General features: G+C 32.9%; 27 protein-coding genes. 19 read left to right on the plus strand and 8 right to left on the minus strand.

From position 1 onward, the window contains the following. Positions 1-75 precede the first annotated feature (75 nt). The 3 genes from EP747_RS03490 to EP747_RS03500 all read left to right on the plus strand — a co-directional run bounded on the left by EP747_RS03490 (position 76) and on the right by EP747_RS03500 (position 2,366). Positions 76-576, plus strand: coding sequence for a hypothetical protein (locus tag EP747_RS03490; protein ID WP_129688537.1), 501 nt, complete (start codon positions 76-78; stop codon positions 574-576). 244 nt (positions 577-820) lie between these two features. Next, positions 821-1,585, plus strand: coding sequence for a MerR family transcriptional regulator (locus tag EP747_RS03495; RefSeq protein ID WP_129688538.1), 765 nt, complete (start codon positions 821-823; stop codon positions 1,583-1,585). A 403-nt stretch (positions 1,586-1,988) separates the two neighbouring features. Then, positions 1,989-2,366, plus strand: coding sequence for a hypothetical protein (locus EP747_RS03500; RefSeq protein ID WP_129688539.1), 378 nt, complete (start codon positions 1,989-1,991; stop codon positions 2,364-2,366). Between the two features lie 180 nt (positions 2,367-2,546). Here the strand turns inward: EP747_RS03500 and EP747_RS03505 are convergent, their stop codons facing one another. Beyond that, entirely contained in the window at positions 2,547-3,467 is a 921-nt protein-coding gene (locus EP747_RS03505) for an NAD(P)/FAD-dependent oxidoreductase (RefSeq protein ID WP_129688540.1), read from the minus strand. Between the two features lie 195 nt (positions 3,468-3,662). Between EP747_RS03505 and EP747_RS03510 the strand changes: the two genes are divergently transcribed. Together EP747_RS03510 and EP747_RS03515 are read left to right on the plus strand one after the other, a co-directional pair. Then, a complete protein-coding gene (locus tag EP747_RS03510; RefSeq protein ID WP_129688541.1) occupies positions 3,663-4,586 on the plus strand; it encodes a DMT family transporter in 924 nt (307 codons plus the stop codon). Between the two features lie 81 nt (positions 4,587-4,667). Beyond that, positions 4,668-5,531, plus strand: a complete 864-nt coding sequence (locus tag EP747_RS03515; RefSeq protein WP_129688542.1) for an AraC family transcriptional regulator — start codon at positions 4,668-4,670, stop codon at positions 5,529-5,531. A 70-nt stretch (positions 5,532-5,601) separates the two neighbouring features. On the opposite strand, the gene EP747_RS03520 is transcribed toward EP747_RS03515, so the two are convergent. Continuing rightward, entirely contained in the window at positions 5,602-6,543 is a 942-nt protein-coding gene (locus tag EP747_RS03520) for a Gfo/Idh/MocA family protein (protein ID WP_129688543.1), read from the minus strand. Positions 6,544-6,769: 226 nt separating this feature from the next. On the opposite strand from EP747_RS03520, the gene EP747_RS24135 reads away from it, so the two are divergent. Beyond that, positions 6,770-6,934, plus strand: coding sequence for a hypothetical protein (locus tag EP747_RS24135; protein WP_165346816.1), 165 nt, complete (start codon positions 6,770-6,772; stop codon positions 6,932-6,934). Between the two features lie 145 nt (positions 6,935-7,079). On the opposite strand, the gene EP747_RS03525 is transcribed toward EP747_RS24135, so the two are convergent. The 3 genes from EP747_RS03525 to EP747_RS03535 form a co-directional block, all read right to left on the minus strand. Continuing rightward, entirely contained in the window at positions 7,080-7,691 is a 612-nt protein-coding gene (locus tag EP747_RS03525; RefSeq protein ID WP_129688544.1) for a DsbA family oxidoreductase, read from the minus strand. Between the two features lie 136 nt (positions 7,692-7,827). Continuing rightward, complete coding sequence (locus EP747_RS03530) at positions 7,828-8,211, minus strand: hypothetical protein (RefSeq protein ID WP_129688545.1); 384 nt, start codon at positions 8,209-8,211, stop codon at positions 7,828-7,830. A gap of 72 nt (positions 8,212-8,283) precedes the next feature. After that, positions 8,284-9,399, minus strand: coding sequence for a BMP family lipoprotein (locus tag EP747_RS03535; RefSeq protein ID WP_129688546.1), 1,116 nt, complete (start codon positions 9,397-9,399; stop codon positions 8,284-8,286). A gap of 147 nt (positions 9,400-9,546) precedes the next feature. On the opposite strand from EP747_RS03535, the gene rnz reads away from it, so the two are divergent. The 5 genes from rnz (at position 9,547) to cbpA (ending at position 14,283) form a co-directional block, all read left to right on the plus strand. After that, positions 9,547-10,473 carry a ribonuclease Z gene (rnz, locus tag EP747_RS03540; RefSeq protein WP_129688547.1) on the plus strand — a complete coding sequence of 309 codons (927 nt, stop codon included), beginning with the start codon at positions 9,547-9,549 and terminating at the stop codon, positions 10,471-10,473. A 112-nt stretch (positions 10,474-10,585) separates the two neighbouring features. Next, positions 10,586-11,338, plus strand: a complete 753-nt coding sequence (locus EP747_RS03545; protein ID WP_129688548.1) for a polysaccharide deacetylase family protein — start codon at positions 10,586-10,588, stop codon at positions 11,336-11,338. A gap of 158 nt (positions 11,339-11,496) precedes the next feature. Beyond that, positions 11,497-11,826, plus strand: a complete 330-nt coding sequence (locus EP747_RS03550; RefSeq protein ID WP_129688549.1) for a flagellar basal body rod protein — start codon at positions 11,497-11,499, stop codon at positions 11,824-11,826. Positions 11,827-11,841: 15 nt separating this feature from the next. Then, the gene (locus tag EP747_RS03555; RefSeq protein ID WP_049819743.1) at positions 11,842-12,483 is read left to right on the plus strand and encodes a PspA/IM30 family protein; all 642 of its coding nucleotides are present in this window, start codon (positions 11,842-11,844) and stop codon (positions 12,481-12,483) included. 1,152 nt (positions 12,484-13,635) lie between these two features. Continuing rightward, positions 13,636-14,283 (plus strand): cyclic di-AMP binding protein CbpA, encoded by a 648-nt coding sequence (cbpA, locus tag EP747_RS03560; protein WP_129688550.1) that lies wholly within the window; start codon positions 13,636-13,638, stop codon positions 14,281-14,283. Between the two features lie 120 nt (positions 14,284-14,403). Here the strand turns inward: cbpA and EP747_RS03565 are convergent, their stop codons facing one another. Next, a complete protein-coding gene (locus tag EP747_RS03565) occupies positions 14,404-14,655 on the minus strand; it encodes a hypothetical protein (protein ID WP_129688551.1) in 252 nt (83 codons plus the stop codon). 78 nt (positions 14,656-14,733) lie between these two features. Next, a complete protein-coding gene (gene proC, locus EP747_RS03570) occupies positions 14,734-15,573 on the minus strand; it encodes a pyrroline-5-carboxylate reductase (RefSeq protein ID WP_129688552.1) in 840 nt (279 codons plus the stop codon). Positions 15,574-15,950: 377 nt separating this feature from the next. Here proC and EP747_RS03575 point away from each other — a divergent pair, with 377 nt between their 5' ends. Both EP747_RS03575 and EP747_RS03580 read left to right on the plus strand, forming a co-directional pair. Next, on the plus strand, positions 15,951-16,880 hold the full coding sequence (locus tag EP747_RS03575; RefSeq protein WP_419179266.1) for an MBL fold metallo-hydrolase: 930 nt from the start codon (positions 15,951-15,953) through the stop codon (positions 16,878-16,880). Between the two features lie 15 nt (positions 16,881-16,895). Further along, complete coding sequence (locus tag EP747_RS03580) at positions 16,896-17,684, plus strand: SDR family NAD(P)-dependent oxidoreductase (protein ID WP_129688554.1); 789 nt, start codon at positions 16,896-16,898, stop codon at positions 17,682-17,684. 217 nt (positions 17,685-17,901) lie between these two features. On the opposite strand, the gene EP747_RS03585 is transcribed toward EP747_RS03580, so the two are convergent. Then, the gene (locus EP747_RS03585) at positions 17,902-18,801 is read right to left on the minus strand and encodes an AraC family transcriptional regulator (RefSeq protein WP_129688555.1); all 900 of its coding nucleotides are present in this window, start codon (positions 18,799-18,801) and stop codon (positions 17,902-17,904) included. Between the two features lie 240 nt (positions 18,802-19,041). Here EP747_RS03585 and EP747_RS24650 point away from each other — a divergent pair, with 240 nt between their 5' ends. The 6 genes from EP747_RS24650 to EP747_RS03605 all read left to right on the plus strand — a co-directional run bounded on the left by EP747_RS24650 (position 19,042) and on the right by EP747_RS03605 (position 23,483). Then, on the plus strand, positions 19,042-19,200 hold the full coding sequence (locus tag EP747_RS24650) for a hypothetical protein (protein ID WP_235832735.1): 159 nt from the start codon (positions 19,042-19,044) through the stop codon (positions 19,198-19,200). 22 nt (positions 19,201-19,222) lie between these two features. After that, the gene (locus tag EP747_RS24655; protein WP_235832757.1) at positions 19,223-19,459 is read left to right on the plus strand and encodes an MFS transporter; all 237 of its coding nucleotides are present in this window, start codon (positions 19,223-19,225) and stop codon (positions 19,457-19,459) included. Continuing rightward, complete coding sequence (locus tag EP747_RS03590; RefSeq protein ID WP_235832736.1) at positions 19,434-20,216, plus strand: MFS transporter; 783 nt, start codon at positions 19,434-19,436, stop codon at positions 20,214-20,216. The genes EP747_RS24655 and EP747_RS03590 overlap by 26 nt, the downstream gene beginning before the upstream one ends. A gap of 112 nt (positions 20,217-20,328) precedes the next feature. Then, positions 20,329-21,180, plus strand: a complete 852-nt coding sequence (locus EP747_RS03595; protein WP_129688556.1) for an aldo/keto reductase — start codon at positions 20,329-20,331, stop codon at positions 21,178-21,180. Positions 21,181-21,459: 279 nt separating this feature from the next. After that, complete coding sequence (locus tag EP747_RS03600; protein ID WP_129688557.1) at positions 21,460-22,788, plus strand: aspartate aminotransferase family protein; 1,329 nt, start codon at positions 21,460-21,462, stop codon at positions 22,786-22,788. Next, positions 22,788-23,483 (plus strand): CoA transferase subunit A, encoded by a 696-nt coding sequence (locus EP747_RS03605; RefSeq protein WP_129688558.1) that lies wholly within the window; start codon positions 22,788-22,790, stop codon positions 23,481-23,483. The genes EP747_RS03600 and EP747_RS03605 overlap by 1 nt, the downstream gene beginning before the upstream one ends. Positions 23,484-23,485: the final 2 nt, after the last annotated feature.

Consider the following 23,485-nt stretch of genomic DNA (forward strand, 5'->3'; position numbering starts at 1 on the left):
AAAAAGTCTAAGTATATTTTTTGCTAAAACATCAAATTATAACATTGTTATATATATATAGGGAGGCAGATTATAATGAAATTTTTTTATAAGATTATGATTTTATTGATTGTAATGTCTTCTATTCTTCCAGGAAATAAGCAGGTAAATGCAACTAGCAAAAAGGAATTTCTGCGAATTGAAGGATATAAGCCAAACCAAACTGTAAACCAAATTCCTTATCTAGCTAATATTTTCCAGGTTTCAACGAATCAGATCCTAGTAACTTTTGATTCACAAGTTGATATTAATTTAGGAACAAAAGCATCATTTTATTGGATTCAAAGCTTATCTGATACAATTCCTACCGGTATTGCATCACTCGGAAGCAAAAGTCAATTTAATGCAAGGAATGCTTTATCAAATAACCAAGTTACAATTACAAAGGTACAAGGAGATAATAATTCATTCTTGTTAACTTTTAAACAAGAAATACCTTCAAATAAGCGATTTAAACTAGCAGTTCGTCATTTACACGCTCCTGGTGGAAAACCATTTGATGGTATAAATGGTATGAAAGTATTTACAGGTAAATAATTATATTGTAGTTTGTCTACACGATGTAATCCCCTAAAGCAGAGGGGATTTTTTTATGCCTTGTAAAGAATGTTGCCAAACAATAGGTAGGGAATTTTAATGCAAATGTAAGTTGTATTAAGCTGTCGCTTTATGTGGGATATGTAGCTTGCTTCGAAAAAAATTTAATAAAAAAAATAAAATTATAGAATTGACTTTAACGTTGCGTAAAGGTGTATTGTAAAGATGTCAGGAGGTAGTCGCAATGGAATATACAGTTCAAAAGCTTGGACTTCTAGCAGGGATCAGCACTAGGACTTTAAGATATTATGATGAGATTGGAATTCTTAAGCCGGCAAGAATTAACTCATCAGGTTATCGGATTTATGGTCAAGCGGAAGTAGATCGCTTACAGCAAATCTTATTTTATAGAGAACTAGGTATGAATTTAGAAAACATTAAAGAAATTATTACATCACCTGATTTTAATAGTGCCAAGGCATTAAACGAGCATCGTGAGCAGCTTCTTGATAAAAGAAAGCAATTGGATTTATTAATTTCAAATGTTGAAAAATCAATTGCTCTAGCAGAGGGGAGAATTACAATGTCAAATAAAGAAAAATTTGAAGGCTTTAAGAAAGATATGATCGAAGAAAATGAAAAAAAATATGGAAAAGAAGCACGTGAAAAATATGGAGATGAAGCTGTTAATAAAGCAAATCAAAAAGTAATGAATATGACAGAAGAAGATCATAAAGAAGTAACGAGACTTGCTGATGAATTAGCAAAAACATTAGCTGAAGCATATAAAACGGGTGATCCAGCAAGTGAAATTGCACAAAAAGCAGCTGATTTGCATAAACAATGGTTAACATTTTATTGGAGTAAATATAGTAAGGAAGCGCACGCGGGTTTAGCACAAATGTATGTAGACGATGAGCGCTTTAGAGCACATTACGATAAAGAACAACCTGGAACTGCTGAATTTTTAAGAGATGCAATTCATATTTACACGCAACATAAAAAATAAGTCTGATATATTGTGTGTACTTTGACTAGTTCTAAGTACACTTGCTCATAACTTATGAAAGGTTCATGAGTAAGTATTACAGGGAAAAAAAGAAAATGGGTTACTCATGAAGGATTCAAGTGACTCTTGTCTCATGGAAAACAGCATACTGTAATGTAAATCAACCTAAACCAAAAAGTGTACTTAGATTTGTTTTGTTCTAAGTACACTTTTTTTATATTTTATTGGAAAAAAATAGTAATTGTATTCAATAAATTTTGGTATAATTATTTTTAAGATTCATTAATTTGATGTAAATTTTATAGAGAAGTATTATAAATTTTTAAATAATGGAATGATTATGTACAATATAGGTAAGAATTTGATTTAAATAATTCAATTTTTAAACTAAGGATGTACTAAAATGGACGAACAATTTATACCGAGGAAAGAGCGACATAAGAAGCGCTTTATTAGAAAACGCCAAAATATTGAGCGTGAAAAAATAAAATTTAGTACTTATATATTAAGTGTATTTTATTATTTTTTATTATTTTTAATTTTTAATCTTGTACAATTTTATATATTTCAGCATGTTAATCACAACATTAAATCACTTGGAAATTTTGATTTAGCTAGAGCAATCATATCAGGATTAATCTATTTACTATGTATTATTTGTATAGAGGATACTTATAGAAGATATCGAATGCCTTCAACTTTTATCCGAATATTAATACCAATTTTAGTGTTTATTTTAGCAATCGTTGCTATGTATACTTTAATAAAAGTATTTTTCTAAAACGATTTGTTAAGCGAAAACAACCAAAAAGTATTACTTCATTAAATGATGTAATACTTTTTTTGTTGAACTTAAATAGTAGCTTTGTTAGAGAATGGATAGGGTAGGTAGGAAATTTTTAGCTTATGCTGTGTAAAGGCTAAAAGATGGGGGATTAAATCGTTTGTCTTTGTAAGTTGTTTATGAGTCTTTTACACTCATTTCTAATAATCTTTTTTGAATCCAAACAGCTGCTTGGGTACCATCACCCATTGCTATTGTGACTTGTTGGGAATGAGCTACTAAATCGCCGGCTGCCCATACATTTGGAACATTCGTCTCCTTTGTTCGTGGGTCTACAATAACATGCTTATTATTTAAAAGATTTACTCCTAGTTGGATAGCAAGATTATTTTGTACTTCATTTCCACCAAAACCAATAAAAGCACGGTCCCCATAAATTATTTCACCACTTTGTAAACAAATTCCTTTAAAATTAGAATCCTCTTCTTTAAGTACTTCCTTAATTTTTTCTTTTCGATAGTGAATTCCAATTTTTTGTAGTTGGTCATTTAATTTGGAATCAAGGTCATGTCCGTCGTGATTAATATATGTTATTTGTTTTGACCAATAAGCTAATGTTATGGCAAGATTTGCACCAACTTTACCAGATCCAAGTATTAAAACACTTTTATTTAAAATTTCATATCCATCACAGTCTGGACAAACAAAAATTGTCGATCCAAGACAATCGACTAGGTTTTTAATTGGAGGAATTCGATCGATTAGTCCAGTTGCCAATAAGACTGTTTTGGCAGAATAAGATTTTCCTGCTTTCGTCTCTATTAAGAATTGATTGTTTACGTTTTGTATACGTATTACTTTATCTTGGGTGAATGATACGCCATAAACTTCAGCATGGTTTCTTCCTAGTTGTCTTAGTTTTTGCCCACTTATACTATTCGGCCAACCTAAAATATTACGATATGTTTTACATAATGTTGAACGTCCGTAATTTGAGTCAATTACGAGTACATTCCTTTGATATCGACCAAGCTGAATTGATGCCTGTAAACCTGCGAAACCTCCCCCAACTATTATACACTCATAAAATTCATTCATAGACTTGTCTCCTAAATCAATTAATACAAAATCATATATGTTCAATTTTTCCAATTAAGCAATTTCTAATCACAATTTCTCAATTAATCTAATTGTTGAAAATTAAAAGATTTTTGATTGATATATTCTGAATATTTAGGTACGATTCTTCTATTAACTTAATTTGATTTATTGTTTTTTGTGGAGGGAGTAAAAATGAGTGCAGATAAGATTGCTTTATCTAATTCTAGAACGAAGGGAATTATTCTCGTATTAACTGCGGCAATATTATGGGGGATATCAGGAACTGTAGCACAGTTTGTATTTCAAAGAAATCATTTTAGTCCAGAATGGTTAGTCGTTATTCGATTATTGTTTTCAGGGATCATACTATTAATTTTTGCTAGTCTGAAAGAAAAGAGGGATATAACAGCAATTTGGAAGGAAAAGAAGGATGTCTTAAGTTTATTGTTATTTAGTATTCTTGGGATGTTAGCAGTTCAATATACATACTTCGCCGCAATAAAAGCTTCAAATGCAGCTACAGCAACAATTTTACAATATTTGGCACCTGTCATTATTACATGCTATTTAGCAATGCGTTTCAAAAAAGTTCCAACTAGAAAAGAAGTACTGGCTGTCATATTAGCGCTTGCAGGGACATTTTTGTTGGTAACACATGGAACGATTAAAGGATTGTCTATTACTGGATGGGCATTATTTTGGGGGCTAGCTTCAGCTTTTGCTTTAGCATTTTATTCGATACAGCCTCAAAAACTTTTAAAAAAATTTGGGTCGACAATCGTAGTAGGTTGGGGAATGCTAATCGGTGGAATTTGTTTTAGCTTCATACATTCACCTTTTAATTTTCAAGGTCATTGGTCGATGAGTGCATATTTTGCAGTAATTTTTATTGTTATATTTGGAACGTTAATTGCTTTTTATTGCTATTTAGAGAGTTTAAAGTATATTAATGCTTCTGAATCTAGCTTACTTGCATGTGTGGAACCATTATCAGCAGCTGTACTATCTGTAATTTGGTTAAGAGTAAATTTTGAAATGCTAGACTGGATTGGTAGCTTATGTATTATTAGTACAATTGTCATTTTATCATTGGCTGATCGAAAAGAGGCTAATTGACTATTATCTGTCACAAAAGAGCATAAAAAGACAGGACTGAATAATTTTAACTTGTTAGGATGTAATTAAGGGAGGAGTCATATGGCTTGGGTTGAATCTTTACAAAAGGCAATTGATTATATTGAAGACAATTTATTAAACGAGTTAACGATTGAAGAAATTTCTAAACAAGCTAATTCATCTGTTTTTCATTTTCAGCGAACATTTTCAATTTTAACTGATATTAATATAGCTGAATATATAAGACGAAGAAGATTGACACTAGCGGCCAATGAATTAACAACTACTGATCTTAAAATAATTGACATTGCCTTGAAATATAGGTATGACTCTCCTGAGGCTTTTGCAAAAGCGTTTCGAAGACAGCATGGTGTAACACCAAGTGAAGCAAGAAAGTTTATTGGGAATCTAAAATCATATAACCGCCTCGTGATTCAGGTGAGTTTGAAGGGAGCAGAACCAATGCAATTTAATATTGTTGAAAAAAGTGCTTTTCAAGTAGTTGGAGTGAAAAAAGAGTTTTCTTATTTGAACGATCAACAACAGCAACTGATTCCTAAAATGTGGGAAGAGGTTAATGAAAATGGTACGAGTGACCGCTTGTATGAAATTAACAATTGTGACATTAAAGGTGTTTTAGGTGTGTGTATGATGAGCGAGGAGCAAAAATCAAAAAATCTACTAGAATATTGGGTTGCAACCGAATACGAAGGAGATGCACCAGAAGGGTTTTATCATCATGAAATTCCTGCATCAAAATGGGCTGTATTTGGTGTTCACGGAGCAATGCCACATGCAATGCAATCGGCATGGAAGAAGATTTTTTCGGAATGGTTTCCTTCAAGCGGCTATTCACATGCAGGAATCCCAGAATTTGAACTTTATCCAGAAGGAAATCCATTTAGTGAAGATTATTATACTGAAATTTGGATTCCGGTAAAATAAATCCGATCTTTTAAAGCGTTATAAAAGGTGCTTCTCAATTAAGAGAGCACCTTTATCTTTATGTATAAATTTATCCTCTTAATGCTTCTAAAACTACTTGTGCTTTGTAGCCTTCAGAGAAATCTATGATTGTTGCTACTTCACCTTTTAGAGCCTTTACTAAATGATCAATTAATGAATCAGCTAAAGATTGATCGCCTTCAATTTGCCTAATTGGTTCGCCAATCTTTCCTCCTTCTAAATTAGCCCAATTTACTAAAGAAAGAGTTCCTTTCGAGCCGTATGCTGTAAATTTAATTTCTTCTTCACCTGCAATTTGGCTTAAGCCATCTATTAATATAGGAGTACCATCTTCTAATTCTAAAAAGGCGATAATTCCATTTTCGGATGCAAGAGGGTCAGCGGGATATTGCATATGTTTCGTATTGACTTTCATGTTACCAAAAATCTTTTGAATTTGTTGAATATAATGCACACCAACCTCTAGTACGTAACCTCCTTGTTCTTTTGTAGCAACCCATTCATTTTGTTGCCATAGTCTCGGCCAATTTGGAAAACGCATCTTTAATTCGATTCTTCTTAAGTCACCAACATATCCAGATCTAATGAGGCTAGCAAAAGACTCACTACCAACATTGTAGTTTAATGGAAAGTTCATAGCATGAAAAATACCTTTTTCTTTTGCTTGAGTATAAAGTCCTAGAGCTTCCTCTGTTGAATTTGCCAAAGGCTTTTCACATAACACATTAATTCCTTTTGCGATTACATCAGATACTACCGAATAATGATATTTTGGAGGTACTGTAACATAAACGAGATCAAGTTCAGCATTTTCAATCATCTCAATATGATTTGTAAAAGTTAAAACTGATTCTAATTGGCTACTTGTTTCTTGAACTCTTTCTTCTAATGTGTCACATATTGCTACAATTTTTGTTTCTTGATGATTTGAAAATAAAGGAATTAATCTTTGGCCAATTGCGCCAAGACCAATAATACCAACTTTTATCATGAGAAAAACACCTTTCGAAATAGATTTATATTGTAATTATAGTAAGAAAAATTAAATAATTAAAGAAATAGATACGATGCTCTTAGCTTAAGATATTTGAGGTGCTACAAATTGCTCATGGAAAATTATTTTTTAAGTAGAAAGTTTTGTGAATTACCAATTTCAAAAAGGGGTTTTAGACACAGAAAGAGAATATTATTCATTGATAAGTAATGGAGGTGACATCATGGATAAGAAGCCATTGTATTATGATGGTAGTGGGGATGGAGAAAAATTAATTCAATCAGAAGTTGTAAAAAAGCCAATGAGTATTGTTACTGAAGTAAGAAAAAATTTAACTGGTAATCCGTTTGTGATCGATTGGAGTCAAGTTAATGTAGCTGGGAAATGATTTGTTATTTGTGTTTATTTGTTCTTTATTGAGAACGAATTATAGAACGTTCAATAAAATAATGAATTATTATTAAAATTAAAAAGGATGTCCTATAAGTTAGTAATTAAAACAAACTTAAGGGACATCCATTTAATTTAAAATATTAACAGTTTCCATCAATATCGCAACTTAATGAAGACTGCTCAACTAGTTTTTGGTTGTTTAAAGCTTGAATAAATGCTTCTTTACTTTGAACACCTTGTAAAACTTGATCACCAATTATGAAGGTTGGTACTGCATTAATAAAATTAGGGTTTTGGATCGATGAGTCATACTTTGTATTTGAAACAGCTTCTATGAATTGAGAACGGTCTAAGCCAAGATTTTCAGCGATATCTGCAAGTACGTTTACATCACCAATTTCTTTGCCTTCTGTCCAAAAGTCTGCTAAAACTGCTTGAGCATATTCAGGACCTTTTCCATTTTCCTCTGCGAATAAAAAGCCTCTATGAGCTTTTTTAGTTGAAGGATGGGGATCCATTGTTGGTAAAATCATCTCAACACCAAGTTTTTGCGCAAGTGGTTGAACGCCGAATTTCCATCCTTGTTGGATATAAGAACTATTTGGACTTAATGGTTCAGCTCCCTCAGGTCTTAATTGGAATGGTTTCCATTCAAGCTCTACATCGCTAACTTCTTTTATAGCGTCCTCAAGTGGTTTTTTACCTAAATAGCAAAACGGACAAACATAGTCCGAATAAATTGTAACTTTCATTATGAAACCTCCTAAATCAATTAAAGAAAGTATAAACAAAATTAGATCTAAATCTCAATTTATTAGCTTCGAATTACGAATTTTTTTTAGTGAAATAACTGATTTACAAGTAAAAAAGAAATAGAGCATGAGAGCTCTATTTCTTAAAATCATTGGTAGAATGATCATCGGGTGGTCGGTTCGTTTCGATTCTAGCAGTGTTAAGATCAACAAATGAGTTTAAAAAATATTTTCTTCTTAAAAGTAAAACGGATAATAGTAATAGGCCACAGATTGATGTGAAAATCATTCCAGTAAGTAATCCTCCTATATACATGAATGTATCCATTTGTGATGTAAATAGTGACCAAACTAATATTGAAAGGATTCCGTCCGCTAAAACAATGGCAAGCGATACTACTAAATACGGTAAAAATTGTCCAGTTTCTTTTGTTTTCTTTGAGGTATACCTATACCCAATTGGTACAGATAAAAAGATGATAAAACAATAGAAGAGTAATATGAAATCTCGAATTGACATAGTATCACACCTAACTTTTTTTGTTGGTACTATACTATATGCAGAATATTCATATAATTGGACAAGATTTTTTTATTTACCAATTTTTACTTTTTTCTTTTTAATTTCGGCTTTTTCAGGCTTTGTAGGAGAGAAGTTTTCAAAATCTTTTTTTGTTTCTGGTACTTCGATATGTCCTGTTCTTATATTAGCTTTATATAAATCAACTTGTTCTTTTGTATCTTTATTTAAATTCTTATCTGTTTTTGCAAGATCAACACCATTTTCTTTTATGCCCCATCTCAAAATGCGTCCACCTTGAAAGTTCCCTTTTAATTTCTTTGTGATTACTTCATCTACACCTTTATCAATTCGTTTGATCGCTGACGTTAGTGTGACATTTTCCGGTAACCCTTGTTTATATTGATCTCGGTCAACACCAATTACCCAAACTTTTTTACCATTTTTCTTTAATTTTTTAGCTTCAGTAAATACACCTAAGCCAGTTTTCCCAGCTACTTGAAAAATGATATCTACACCTTTATCCTTGTATAAGGATTTTGCTAATTTACTTCCCTCTGCAGGTTTATCATATGAATTCGCAAATTTCGTCAATACTTTTATTTTTGGATCGACGGACATAACTCCTGCTTTAAATCCGTATTCAAACCTTTTTATAAATGGATCCTTTGTACCTCCGATAAATCCAATCTTATGCGTTTTAGTGTTCATCGCTGCTACAATACCAGCGAGGAATGCTGATTGCTCTTCACGATATGTAACACTTACGACATTTGGTTTTTCAACAATTCCGTCAATTATGACAAAGTCAGATTTTTTTTCTTTACTCGCAACTTCAGAGATGGCTTTTTGAAATGAATAGCCTATTCCAAATGTTAAATCATATTTTTTCTTTGCATACTTCATTAATTCTTTTTTTGCTGCTTTGTCTGTTGGGGCATCTGTTTTTACATAATTTTTATTTTCCTTCCAACCATGTTTCTTTCCAGTTTTTTTAATCCCATCCCAAACTGCTTGGTTAAATCCTTTATCGTGTATTTCAGTTTTACCCATAACTATTCCAATTTTAAAATCATTTTCTTTTTCTTTCTCTGATGCACTTATATTATTATTTCCATTAGCACAGCTGGTCAAAATCAGGCTAGCAATTAGTGAGATTGTGGCGATTTGGAAAAAACGTCTTCGCATTGTTTTCCTCCATATATTATATTTAAAAAACTAAGCTCTATTGTGTAAATTTCCCAATCAATTCATAAATCATTCTTTAAAGTGTTGGCAATTTAATATACAAGTGGTACTGTAACAATTAGAAATGATTAAGATGGAGGCATTAACGTGAAGCTTGTATTTTTAGGAACGGGAGCAGGAATGCCATCAAAAGGTAGGAATGTAACAAGTATTGCATTACAGCTTTTAGAGGAAAGAGGAGCGACTTGGCTTTTCGATTGTGGTGAAGCAACACAGCACCAAATATTACATACGTCAATTCGACCACGACGAATCGAGAAAATTTTTATTACTCATTGCCATGGCGATCATATCTTTGGATTGCCTGGATTATTAAGTAGTAGAACTTTTTTAGGTGGAGAAGATTTATTAACAATTTATGGACCTAAAGGAATAAAGGATTATGTAGAGACTAGCTTTAAGATTAGTGGTACTTATTTAAAATATCCGATTCATTATGTTGAAACTTCTGAAGGTATTGTTTTTGAAGATGACCAATTTATTGTTCAAGCAGTAGAACTTGAACATGGAATTCAATCATTTGGTTATCAAATTATTGAGAAGGATTTACCTGGAGAATTGAACGTAGAGGAACTGAAGAAAATTGGTGTAAAACCAGGGCCAGTTTATAAATTCCTAAAAGAAGGGAAAACAGTAACTTTAGAGGACGGAAGAATTTTAAATGGTAAGGATTTTATTGGACCTTCAAAAAAAGGTCGACGCATTGCAATAGCAGGGGATACTCGTATAACTGATAAAAGTAATTTACTTGCAAGAGGTATGGATGTATTAGTTCATGAATCAACTTTTGCAGATGATGAAATAGCTCATGCATATGATTATTTCCATACTACAAGTACTCAAATTGCAAATGTTGCTAAATGTGAGGGAATTAAAACTCTCTATTTAACGCATATAAGTGCAAGATATCAAGGGGAAGCTTCAAAAAAATTATTAGATGAAGCACGTGAAATCTTTGATCATACATATATTGCGAATGATTTTGATGAATACGAAATCACAAGAAACGATTGATTTTCACGAATGAAATTTTCAGTTAAGATGCAGCGCTTTTAAAAAGTTGAGAAGTTTACATAAAAGAATAGTTTAGAGACATGATATAAGTATTCTGTGTAAAAGGAAGGTCATGGCTTTGAAACAGTTAAAAGTTATCCTTTTATTTATTTTTAGTTTCCAATTTATTTTTTACAGTTCTATTAATGCATCAGCTGAAAGTAAAAATCGATATTACTACGAAAAGCAAGGTACTGCTATTTGGGAGGTACCTGTAAAAGAAAAAGTAATAGCAATTACATTTGATGATGGGCCGAATGATGAATATACCCCAGCAGTATTAGATTTATTAAAGAAGTATAATGCTAAAGCAACATTTTTTTTAGTCGGTGAGAGAGTTGCGAAATACCCTGAAGTTGCATTGAGAGAAATAGAAGAAGGACATGAAGTTGCGAACCATACATTTACGCATGCTAGACTTCAGTATTTAACTGATGAACAAATAAGAGATCAATTACATAAAACTCATGATGCAATTATAGCTGCAACTCATGTCGAACCTGTATTATTTAGACCACCATTTGGTTACTATAGTGAGCGTTCGATAAATACTGTGCATGATCTTGGCTATTTAACTGTTATGTGGTCTTGGCATCAGGATACATTTGATTGGCAAAATCCTGGAGTATATAAAATCGTATCAAATGTATTAAAAGATACTAGAAAAGGAGATATTGTTCTTTTTCATGATCACGGAGGGGACCGTAGTCAAACTATCGAAGCACTGAAACAAATCTTACCGGCTCTTCAAAAGCAAGGCTATCAGTTTGTAACGGTATCACAACTATTACAATTAAAAGCAGGAGTTAAACTTCCTAATTTTTAGTCAAAACCAGATCAATGGATTATCCAAATTGATCTGGTTTTTTGTTTGTCTTGTTTTTCTCCTTCTTAAGTCTGATATAAAACCATTCCTCAGGCCATTATTCCGATATAGAAACTTGTATAAGATAAGAGTATAAGTTGAAAGGAGGCGACGAGGTCATGAAGAAGTTCTTAACTTTTATCCTCGTACTAATATTAATTGGAGTTGCTTTAGCGAATTTAGGTGGCTTGATTACTTTAGCACTTGGGTTAGTAATCACATATTTCGGTTTTAAAAAGTTTATGAAAACAGATTCGATTTTTATGAAAATCATCTGGACAATTATTGGATTAATCGGTTTATCGATTGCAATAAGTGGTCTTCCTTCTTTAATAGGTGCAGCAGCAGCAATTTTGCTTTATTACCTATATAAAGATTATAAAAATCAAAAAAAACTAAAAGATGATGAATTTAATATTTATGATGAAAATTTCAACCCTATAAAATAAGAGGAGTGTATGACTATGAAAAACTTATTTACTCGTATTAAAAATCAAATCTCAGCGGATTTACATGGCTTATTAGATGAGAAAGAACAACAAAATCCAATCTCACAATTGAATTACTTCATCAAACAATCTGAAAGTGAATTAGGTAAAGTAAGGGGATTACTTGAAAGACATTATTCATTACGTACGAAATTCCAGGTCGAACGTGAGGGAGCACTTCAAATGGTGCAAAAACGTGAAGAGCAATTAAAGGTTGCAAATGAAGCAGGTGCAGAGGATCTAATTAAACGTGCTACTGAAGATCTAGCTTTTTATAAAGAACAAGCTGAAAAGTTTGTTACGTTAATCGCTAAAACAGAAGAAGAAATTAGCTTTATGCATGAGCAAGTTAATCAAATTGAAAAAAAGTTAAAAGAGCTTCATACGAAAAAATATGACCTAATGTCACGTCAAAACATGGCTCACGCGACAAAAAAAATAAATGAAACTCACCATTTACTAAATAGTAAAATGCCATCAATTGACTTTAACTACTTTGAAAAACAAATTCGTGATTTAGAGCTAAGAGTACGTTCAGAATTTGATCTTCAATCATTTGATTACAAAATTGACTTATTAAAAAAAGAACTGACAAATAAAGTAAAGCAAGAAGCATAATCGTTTCGAGAAGAAGAGATCACACCAATCTCTTCTTTTTTTCATGGAGTTAAAAAGGAACTAATCAACTAAATTTCAATTTTTTATGTAAAAGAATAGGAGTGTAACCTGTTTTTAGTAAGTTATTTTCGATTGCTAGCTTTTTTACCAACTCATGAAACTATCTTTGAAAAAGAAGAGATGTAATTCTCTTCTTTTTCAGATTGTTGAAATATATTGTAGTCAATAGTGGAAACGTATTTTTAGCGAACATAATTATGTTAAATCTATAATTTTTTTGATGATATATTAATGATTTTAAATATTAATTTTTTTTGAGAATTATTATAATGCCATCAAACTCAAGTAAGTCGTTATTTCTTTTTCAGAAGTTAAAGTCTTTAAGTAATACAAGTTCAAATTATTTGTTTATAATTCAATGCCTATCGTATTTTCCTTTAATAAATTGCTTTTTTACTCTAAGTAAAGGATATTTAAACAGAATTTGATTGTAGACTTTTTTATTTGAATTAGGTGATTGGAACGGAAGGATGATCGACTCCTATGGGAAATGCGGGAAGGCTGAGACCCCGCAGGAACGAGGAGGCTCAGGTCTCGCCCCATGGAAAGCGAGCATCCTGAAGTGGAAATCAACTAACAGGGCTCCCTTTACGAAAATTTGGTTATTAATTGAGAGGTTATTTTTCAGCAGCATGAAAAAGAAAAGATGTAATTCTCACCTTTTTTTTGATTATTTTGGAATGAATTTCTCTTTTAAAAGTATAGATATGATGTTGACTTTAAATAGGGTGATAAAATTATTTGAAAATTTTGAATTAGTTAATGAAACAAAAAAAGGTACATTTTGAGAAAGGGCGAATTAATTATGAAAGGCTTCGAGATTGTTTTAAAAGACATTGTTATTTATTAACGTAAGATCCGTAAGATTCCCACATTAATAAACATTCAAAGATTCTACACTGAAGAACGAATAAGGAGGTTTTTAGAGTTTCAATCTTTGGGAAGAGCGGCTTTTTAATCGAATCTATTTATGTTAACAGTGCTTTTAATCAAATTATGCGACTTGATGGAGTTTTTATTTGAGTAAATGTGTTTATAAAAAAGAAAAATTAAGAATGATTAGTAAAATAAATTTTGAAAGTAGGGTTATTATTGAGAATTAAAGGTAATATCGTAAAAAAACATGATGTAGTTCACTGTATGGTTTCGACTGAGGCGCAGTTTGCATGGGATCTTTTAAAGAAATCAAAATATCGATGTATTCCAGTTTTAAGTGAAAACGATAAAGAGTATGTTGGAAATCTTTATCGTGTTGATTTAGCTGAGTATTTAGTAGATAACGATTCTTTGCAAGGCAAAACAGTAAATGATTTTGTGCGCAAAGAATGTCCACCAATACAGGAGGATTCACCATTTTTCAAAGTATTCTTTACGATTAAACGTTTTCCATATTTAGCAGTAGTAAACGATCTAAATGAATTTGTAGGAATTTTAACGCATAAAACAGTTTTTGAATTATTAGAAGAAGCATGGGGACTGAAGGACGGCGGTTACTCATTAACTGTGAGTACGATGGAACATGAAGGTGCATTAGCAAGATTAGCTAAGCTTGTAAATAAATATTCTAATTTGAAGAGCTGTATTACACTAGATAGTGATTCGGTTTATAGAAGAATTTTAATTACTCTACCACCAACTATTAGTGAAGACGATTATATTAAGTTGAAAAAAGATATCATTAAAAAAGAGTTTCATATTATGCATGAAGAAGTTGCAACAAGTCATGCTACTCAAAAATGATTAAAAAGAAGAGCAAGGGGGTCGATATAAAATCCCTTGCTCTTTTATTTAATAAGCTTATTTTTAATTTGATTTGTATTTTTAGGTACCAGTTTAACAGGTTTGGACTTAGTTAAACCCTTAATTTAGCTTTTTATGTACTTCATGATTTGATTCTTTATTTTTCTTCAATGAATCGAATTTTAATAGTAGGAGAGTTGATACTTTTTGAGTGTAGCTAAGTGGTTTGCCCTTTGCTTCTACCATTGAATTGCCAACAACATAACTGATTGTTAGAAAGCCAACAATTAAAACTAATGTGACGATTAAAGCAATTGTGATGAGAATACGCTTAATACTTGCTCGTAATACTCTACTGTTTGTTATTTTCATCAGAAAACTCTCCCCCTTAGGACAACACAGTTACCTGTATCATTTTATTACCTAAAGAAGAGAGTCATGACAAGCTAATTAAACTTTATTAATTTTTTCATATTCCTCTTGGATCTCACGTGATCGAACTGTTGCTTCAATAAAGCAATTTAAAAATGAATTAGCAACTTCACGGTCTTCAAGAACAGATATTCCAGCTTGAGTAGTGCCATTTGGGCTTGTAACCTTCTTCCTCAATGTCAATGGAGATTTATTCGTTTCTTGAAGCATTGAAATCGAACCCATTAAAGTTTGTTGAATAAAAGGTTTGGCAATATCACGATGGATCCCTAGTGCCATTGCAGCTCGTTCAAATTGTTCAATGACATAATATATATAGGCTGGACCACTACCAAATAATCCAGTCATTGCATGTAATTCGTCTTCTTCAACTTTAGCGACAATACCAACACGCTCAAATAATCTTTTTGCTGTTTGCACTTTTTCAAAAGGAACTTCATCTGGATAAGCAAGTGCTGTAGCAGATTTTCTGACGAGTGAAGACGTAGTTGGCATTGCACGAACAATATTCAGATTTTCATTTCCTAGTAACTGCTTAATTGTACTGATTGAAACACCTGCAACTAAGGAAATAATTAATTGTTTTTCATTGAAAAAACTTTTAATTTGATCAAGAGCGACTGCAACATCTTTAGGCTTCATCGCTAAAAAAATTACACTTGAACCAGAGATTGCTAGCTGACGGTTAGTAGTAGCTAATACACCATATTTTGTATGTAAACTATCTAAACGCTCTAAATCCTCCCTATTAGTGATCGCAATTTGATCACTCTCAATATACCCACTATCAATTAATCCTGCAATTAATGCTTCCGAGATACTACCTGCACCAATAAACGCAACTTTTCCTAGAAACATTACATTCACCTCACATCTATTGTAATAGATATTTATATTAGAGAAATAAATGCTATATTCCTTGTTGACATATTGCTTTTATATAATTTATTAAAAATATTTTTAAATAATTTTTAGGTGCAGGCAAAATATTAAGAAGAAAAGAAGTAATTGGGAAATTTTTTTTTAGTTTTGTAACGATTAATCCCTTTTCCGATCCCCTTGTTCTTTGCACTTTCTAGATTCCGATTTTACGTTAATATAAATTTCTAATGCATCTTTGTTTGTATTTTTTAAAATGTATATTAAAATTAACTGTAAGAAGATTCAGATAAGGAGGAATTAACTTGATCCCTGAAGATAAGATTTACCAAATTACACTCCCGGTACCTTATGCTATGAATACAGTAAATGTTTTTTTAGTTGAAGGAGATTTATTGACATTAATAGATACGGGAACGAATACTCCAGATACATTAGATGCACTTAAAGGTGAATTAGATAAAATAGGGTATAAACTAGAAGATATTGAACAAGTTATTTTAACTCATCATCATCCAGACCATGCAGGATTATTAGAAGAGTTTAATGAAGATGTAAAAATTTTAGGTCATGAACGAAATATTCCGTATTTAACTCAGGAACAATCATTCTTAAATTACTATAATGAGTTTTTTATTGAAAATGCCCTATTATACGGTGTTCCAGCGGAATATGTTCAAAGGATGCCACGTACGACTGAGAAAATGCCCTATACTAGTAAGCGTTCATTAACTCATATTATAGATGAAGGCGATTTAATTGATAGTATTTTTGGATTGAAAGTATTGTACACACCTGGTCATGCAACTTCTCACATTACTTTATTTAGTGAGGATGATGGCATTGCATTCGGAGGAGATTTATTATTAGATAAGGTTTCGTCAAACCCAATCATTGAGCCTCCATTAAATGGTGAAAACGAACGTGTAAAGCCATTACTACAATACAATCACTCTTTACAAAGAATAGCAGAACTTCCGATTAAAAAATTATATACTGGTCATGGTGACCCAGTTACAGATATTAAAGGGTTAGTAAAAAGTAGATTAGAAAAGCAGAAGACTAGAGCTGAAAAAGTATATGAAATGATAAAAAAACAACCGTTAACTGCATATGAAGTTTGCCAAATGTTATTTCCAAAGGTTTATCAAAAACAACTTTCACTTACTTTATCTGAAACAATTGGTCAATTAGACTACCTGGAAAACTTAGGTTTTATTAGTTTAAATGAACGAAATGATGGTATACTTGAGTATAAAACGAATGAGCATTCAGTCAGTCAATAATAGAGGTGGGAATTTTTGAGGTTAAGTAACCAAACGGTAGTAATAACAGGTGCTTCGAGTGGTCTTGGGAAAGATTTAGCTTTAACTGCAGCAAAACAAGGCGCTAATATCGTCTTAATTGCTAGAAGAGAAACAGAGCTAAAAAACTTAAAGGCAAAAATACAAGAAGATTTTCCAGTTAAATGTCATTATTTTGTTGTAGATGTGACAGATGAAAATGCAGTATACGATGCATTTCATCAAATTGAAGAGCAGTTTGATGGAATCGATGTTTTAATAAATAATGCAGGGTATGGTCTATTTCAAACAGTTGAACAAATGTCACTTCAAGATATGAAGCAAATGTTTGATGTGAATGTATTTGGAGTCATGATTTGTTCAAAGCTTGCTCTTACGTCTATGAAGCTGAAAGGGAAGGGTCATATTATTAATATCGCTTCTTTAGCTGGTAAGATAGCAACTTCGAAGGCTGCAGCATATGCAGGTTCTAAGCATGCAGTACTAGGATTCAGTAATGCTTTGAGACAAGAAGTTGAAAAAGACGGTATCTATATTACGAATATAAATCCTGGTCCGATGGATACACCTTTTTTTGATATTGCAGATGAGTCAGGATCGTATGCTAAATCCGTTCGTAAAATGATGCTGGATCCTGAAAAAGTTGCTTCAAAAGTTATCTCTTTAATTGGAAATAATGTACATGAAATCGATTTACCTTCATGGATGGGATTTGGAGCAAAACTTTACTCTGTATTCCCCAGGGTTAGTTATTATTTTATGATGAAATTCGGAAATAAAAAATAACAGAAGTTGTTCAAGAGACAGCTTAGATGATATAGAAAAAAGAGCTAAGAGAGGAATCTTCTCGAAGCTCTTTTTTATTTAGGTTTGTTTTTATTATTCAACTAATTGACAGTATAATTTAAGTACACTTCTTCACAAACTTAACTTTTCCCCCTGAATATTTCTGATTAAATAAAAAAAGAAGTGCATTATTCCTTAATCGGAGTAATGCACTTTTTTACAAATATGTTGCTTTTAAGCGGTTAATATCTTCTTTCGGTGGTAGACCAAACAAACGAGAATACTCGCGACTAAATTGAGATGGGCTCTCGTAGCCTACACGGATGGCTGCCTCTATGGCATCTGTTGACTCAGATAATAATATGCGACGAGCTTCCTGTAATCTCAGTTGTTTTTGGTATTGAATAGGGCTCATTGCTGTTAATTCCTTAAAGTGTCTATGTAGCGAAGAAACACTCATATTTGCAATTTCAGCAAGGTCTTCAATTCGAAAAGACTGGTTATAGTTATTCATTATATGGTTAACAACGTCACTGATTTGACTAGTGGAACTACCTTCTACAGCTATTTGCCCAAGAGTTAATCCTTGCTGTCCTTGCAAAAGTCTATAGATGATTTCCTTCGTAATAAGAGGCGCGAGTACAGGTATATCTTTTGGCGTATCAAGCAATCGAGATAATCTAGTTACCGCGTCTAATAAAGATAACTCTATTTGGCTAACATACATGCCTCTTTTAGTATTATCTTTATGAAAAGTAAGTTCCGAATCATTTAACACTTCCAAGATTTGTTTGGGGGTAAATTCAAGTTTAAGTGCTAAATATGGATTTTCTATAGAAGCTTCCGTGACTATTCCAGTAATTGGTAAGTTAACAGAAGCAATTAGGTAATCAGTTGGACTGTATACATAATGCTCTTGTGCCAATACTACTTCTTTTTTACCTTGAACGATAATACACAGTGATGGCCTGTAAACCCCATAATTTGGTCCAGTAACATTAGAATATCGAGAGAAAACTAAAGTAGGAATTGCAGTCGGATGAGATCCATCCTGTTCTATATGACTCTCTATAAGTTGAATAAGTTCAGCTCGATGTTTATCGATTTGATCAGACATAAAAACCTCCTGGATACCTATTATTTCTATTTTTATTTTAATATATTTTGCACTGTTATATAAGTGGATTGAGAGGATTATGCAATCATTTGATAAGAATTGGATAACGGTATCCTATTCATTTATTGCATAATAAGAATACAAAAACAATATACCTACTGCACAAATTGAAAATTAAAACTTTAAAACATAAGAGATCATCTTAGATAAATAACATCACAGTTAAGGAGTGAAAAAATAATGAACAATACTTGGAAAATTTACTTTCTAACTCTTGTTAGCTTTGTTGTAGGCACTTCTCAATTTGTCATTGTAGGTACGTTGGATAAAGTAGCTATCTCTGTTGGTGTTTCAGTTGCAACTGCAGGTGACTTATTACTGTTTTTTTGCTCTTGGTAATGCGATCGGTACTCCTCTAGTTATGATAGCAACTACGAAGCTGGATCAGCGTAAACAATTGTTACTTGCACTCGCCATCATTTTATTAGGCGTCATTGGAGTAATTGCTTTACCTGGATTTGGTCTACTTATGGCCTCGAGAGTTTTACTAGGGATTGGAACAGGAGTCTTCGTTGTCACCGCCTATGGAATAGCTGCAAAACTTGCAGTTCCTCCGACGGCAGGGTCGAGCGATGGCAAATGTCGCAATGGGATATAGCTCTTCCCTTGTTTTTGGAGTTCCACTTGGGCGTATGATAACTTCGTCTTATGATTGGAGAGTTATCTTCTGGGGGATAGGATTCTTTAGTCTACTATCAATCTTTACTGTTGCTAGGACGTTTCCATTCATGGAAAGTGAATTGTCAGTCTCTCTAAGTAAACGACTTTTACTTCTGAGAAATCCAAGAGTCTTAACAACACTATGTATAACCTTTTTTGTATTTATTAGTTATTCAATTCTCAATACTTATATCACACCTTTTCTGACCGTCATAATACCGAGTATGAAAGAGAATCTGAGTATAATTCTTTTAGCAATGGGTATTGCGAGCTTGATTGGTTCTAAGGTTGGTGGTTTATTGGCAGACCGGATTGGCATAGTCCGAACGCTTGTCGGTTCGATGGCTATCCATACTATTTCTTTATTGATGTTGTATACAGTTTCGGATTTTAAGTGGGTAATTGTGATACTCCCATTACTCATGATTTGGGAATTGGCAGCTTGGACATTTGGACCGACCCAAAACTTCAACCTAGTTTTATTGGCTCCTGAAGCTTCTAGTATCGTTCTTAGTCTGAATAGCTCTTTTGTACAACTCGGATTCGCAGTTGGTGCTGGTATTGGAGGTATTGTAGCGGGAAGATCAACTATATTAGAAATTAGTTTAGTTGGAGCTACATCAGTCTTGATTGCTTTATTGATAGGGTGTTTTTCATTTAGAAAGAATCGTGAGCTTTCAAGTGTAGAACAATAATGTTATAAAGGGATATTCGATATTTAGCTAGCACATCACCTTGAATAAAGAAACTGTATTTTATTTAAGTAAGTAGTTTAATCCAATTAATTAGGAAACAGGAGGAATTTATATGCAAAAAGTAATTTTAAACAATGGTGTCGAAATGCCTATTTTAGGATTTGGAGTTTTTCAAATTCAAGATGAAAATGAATGTGAACAAGCTGTTTATGACGCTATTATAGCAGGTTACCGTTTGATTGATACAGCGGCTTCTTATCTAAATGAAGAAGCAGTCGGCAGAGCAATTAAACGAAGTGGAGTACCTAGAGAAGAGCTATTTATTACAACAAAACTTTGGGTTCAGGATACTGGTTATGAGAGCACAAAAAAGGCATTCGCTAATTCACTGGAAAGGCTACAATTGGATTATTTGGACTTATATTTAATTCATCAGCCATTTGGTGATGTGCACGGTTCTTGGCGTGCTATGGAGGAATTGTATAGTGAAGGAAAAATAAAGGCCATTGGAGTAAGTAACTTCCATCCAGATCGCCTGATTGATTTAATCATTCATAATGAAGTTGTACCTGCGGTTAACCAAGTTGAAACACATGTTTTCAACCAACAAATAGATAGTGCTAAATTCATGGTAGAGAACAATGTTCAGATTGAGTCTTGGGGACCATTTGCTGAAGGGAAAAATAACATGTTTCAAAATGAAGTTTTAGTTTCAATTGCTGAAAAGCATAATAAATCCGTTGCACAGGTTGTCTTACGATGGTTAACACAAAGAGGAGTTGTTGCGATTCCGAAGTCGGTACGAAAGGAAAGAATCATCGAAAACTTCAATATCTTTGACTTTGATTTAAGCCAAGAGGATATGGACCAAATTGCCAAGTTAGATACGAAAGAGAGCTTATTCTTTTCACATAGAGATCCTGAAATGGTGAAGTGGATTGGTACGCGTAAACTTGATATTTAAAGCTTACTAAATCTTGTTTTATTATTTGTGAAATATATTTACATTTTCATTTCAAAAACAGCCAGTTAACTTAACTGGCTGTTTTTCTATTTGTTATTTAGTAGTCAATTTTTAACGACATACTAACCTGTTTTTGAGCCTCATTATTATTTCCAATCTTTCATCCTTACACCTCATTCTTTTATTCGAAGTAAACCCTATTGTTTTTCATTAGTCTAACTTCATGGGCTTTCAACTATATATATAGTAATGAGATCTAAGTGAAAGATGGTGGGGTAGATGACTAAAAGAGATTATTTAATAAAACCGCTTGTAGGTGATAGTTATCCAACAATTGATCGAGGAGATACTATCTACCTATGGGACAAGCAAGGAAAGAAATATATTGATGGTTCTTCGGGTGCAGTAGCGGCAAGTATTGGGCATGGAGTAAAGGAAATAATTGATGAGATGGTAAAGCAGGCCTCTAAAGTGGCGTTTGTTTATAGATCACAGTTTACGAGTGAGGCGGCAGAACGATTAGCTGAAAAAATAGGTCAGCTAGCACCTGGAGATTTAAACTGGAGTTTTTTTGTTAATAGTGGTACTGAAGCTACTGAAACCGCTATGAAAATGGCAATTCAGCATTTTCAAGAAAGAGGTATTCATACGAAAACGAAGATTATATCAAGAAGCATGAGCTATCATGGCATCACAATCGGATCTTTATCTATGTCAGGGCATCCATTAAGAAGGAAACGTTTTACTAGTTTACTAGAGGATTATCCAATGGTTGAAGCACCATATTGTAAAAGATGCCCATTTGAATTAGAGCCTGGAAATTGTGGCTTGCTTTGTGCGACTGCGCTTGATCGTACAATTCAAAAATTAGGTTCTGAAAATGTAGCAGCCTTTATAGCAGAACCAATTGTTGGTGCGGCAGGAGCTGCGTTAACTCCCCCAAAAGGATATTATGAAAAAATTAAACAAATTTGTGATAAACACGATGTGCTACTTATTGCGGATGAAGTAATGACGGGAATAGGTAGAACAGGAGAAATGTTCGGAATGAATCATTGGAATTGTGTGCCCGATTTATTAGTCCTTGGTAAGGGATTGGCGGCTGGTTATACGCCAATTGCTGTAGCGATCGCAAGTGATCGAGTAATGCAACCTATTTTAGAAGGCAGTCGGCTTGTTATGAGTGGACATACGTTTAGTGCGAATCCTCTCTCTGCAAGTATAGCTTTAGCTGTTTTAAACTATGTCGAAAAAAATGGATTAGTACAAAATTCTAAAATACAAGGTGAAAAGATTAAATTAAAACTAAGAGAATGGCAGAAAGAGTATCCTTTTTTATTCGATGTCAGGGGTGAAGGACTACTGATCGGTATAGAAATAAATGAAGATTTCTTTGATTGTAAAAGTGTAACAAATCGTGTAATTGAGATCGCTAAAAATCATGGATTATTACTCTATCCATCTGTTAGTGGTCCATATGGAAGATCTGAAAATAGTTTCTTGCTTGCTCCACCTTTAGTCATTACTGATGCGCAAGTCAATGAATTGCTAACTTTATTGAAGGAAGTATTTAATGAGCTAAATCAAGAAGCAAAGGAGATCGAATAATGGCAATCAATACTTTCGGGAAAATTATTAGTATTGAAGAAGCTTTGCTTTATTTTAAAGATGATATGGTGTTAATGTTTGGTGGGTTTGGAGGAATCGGTAACCCCCCTACATTAATAAGGAGTATTTTAGAAAAAGGTGTGAAAGATCTTACTCTAATTGGAAATGATACGGGTTTCCCTGATGTTGGAATCGGACAGTTAGTGACGGCTAAAAGAGTAAAAAAAATGATTACGACTCATATTGGATCAAATCCGAATGCTGGAAAGCAAATGACTGATGGTACGTTAGAAATAGAGTTCAGTCCTCAAGGTACATTTATCGAACGGATTCGAGCAGGTGGAGTTGGATTAGGTGGCGTTTTAGTAGATATTGGGATTGATAGTGTAATTGATGTTGATAAACAGAGAGTGAATGTATTTGGTAAAGAGTATTTAGTTGAAACTCCTCTCATTTCAGATGTTTCAATTGTTTATGCGAAGAAAGCAGACCCGTTTGGAAATTTAGTATTTGATAAAAGTGCTCGCAATACGAATCCTTATGTAGCAATGGCTGGAAAAATCACAATTGCGGAAGTTGAAGAGATTGTTCCTTTAGGAGCATTAGAACCTGAAGAAATTATCGTACCTGGCGCTTTCGTTAACCACATCGTTCAATCGGAAGGGGTGAATTGGAAGTGGGTTTGGGAAAAATAAAT

This window comes from Gottfriedia acidiceleris (genome assembly GCF_004138285.1).
Lineage (GTDB): Bacteria > Bacillota > Bacilli > Bacillales > Bacillaceae_G > Gottfriedia > Gottfriedia acidiceleris_A.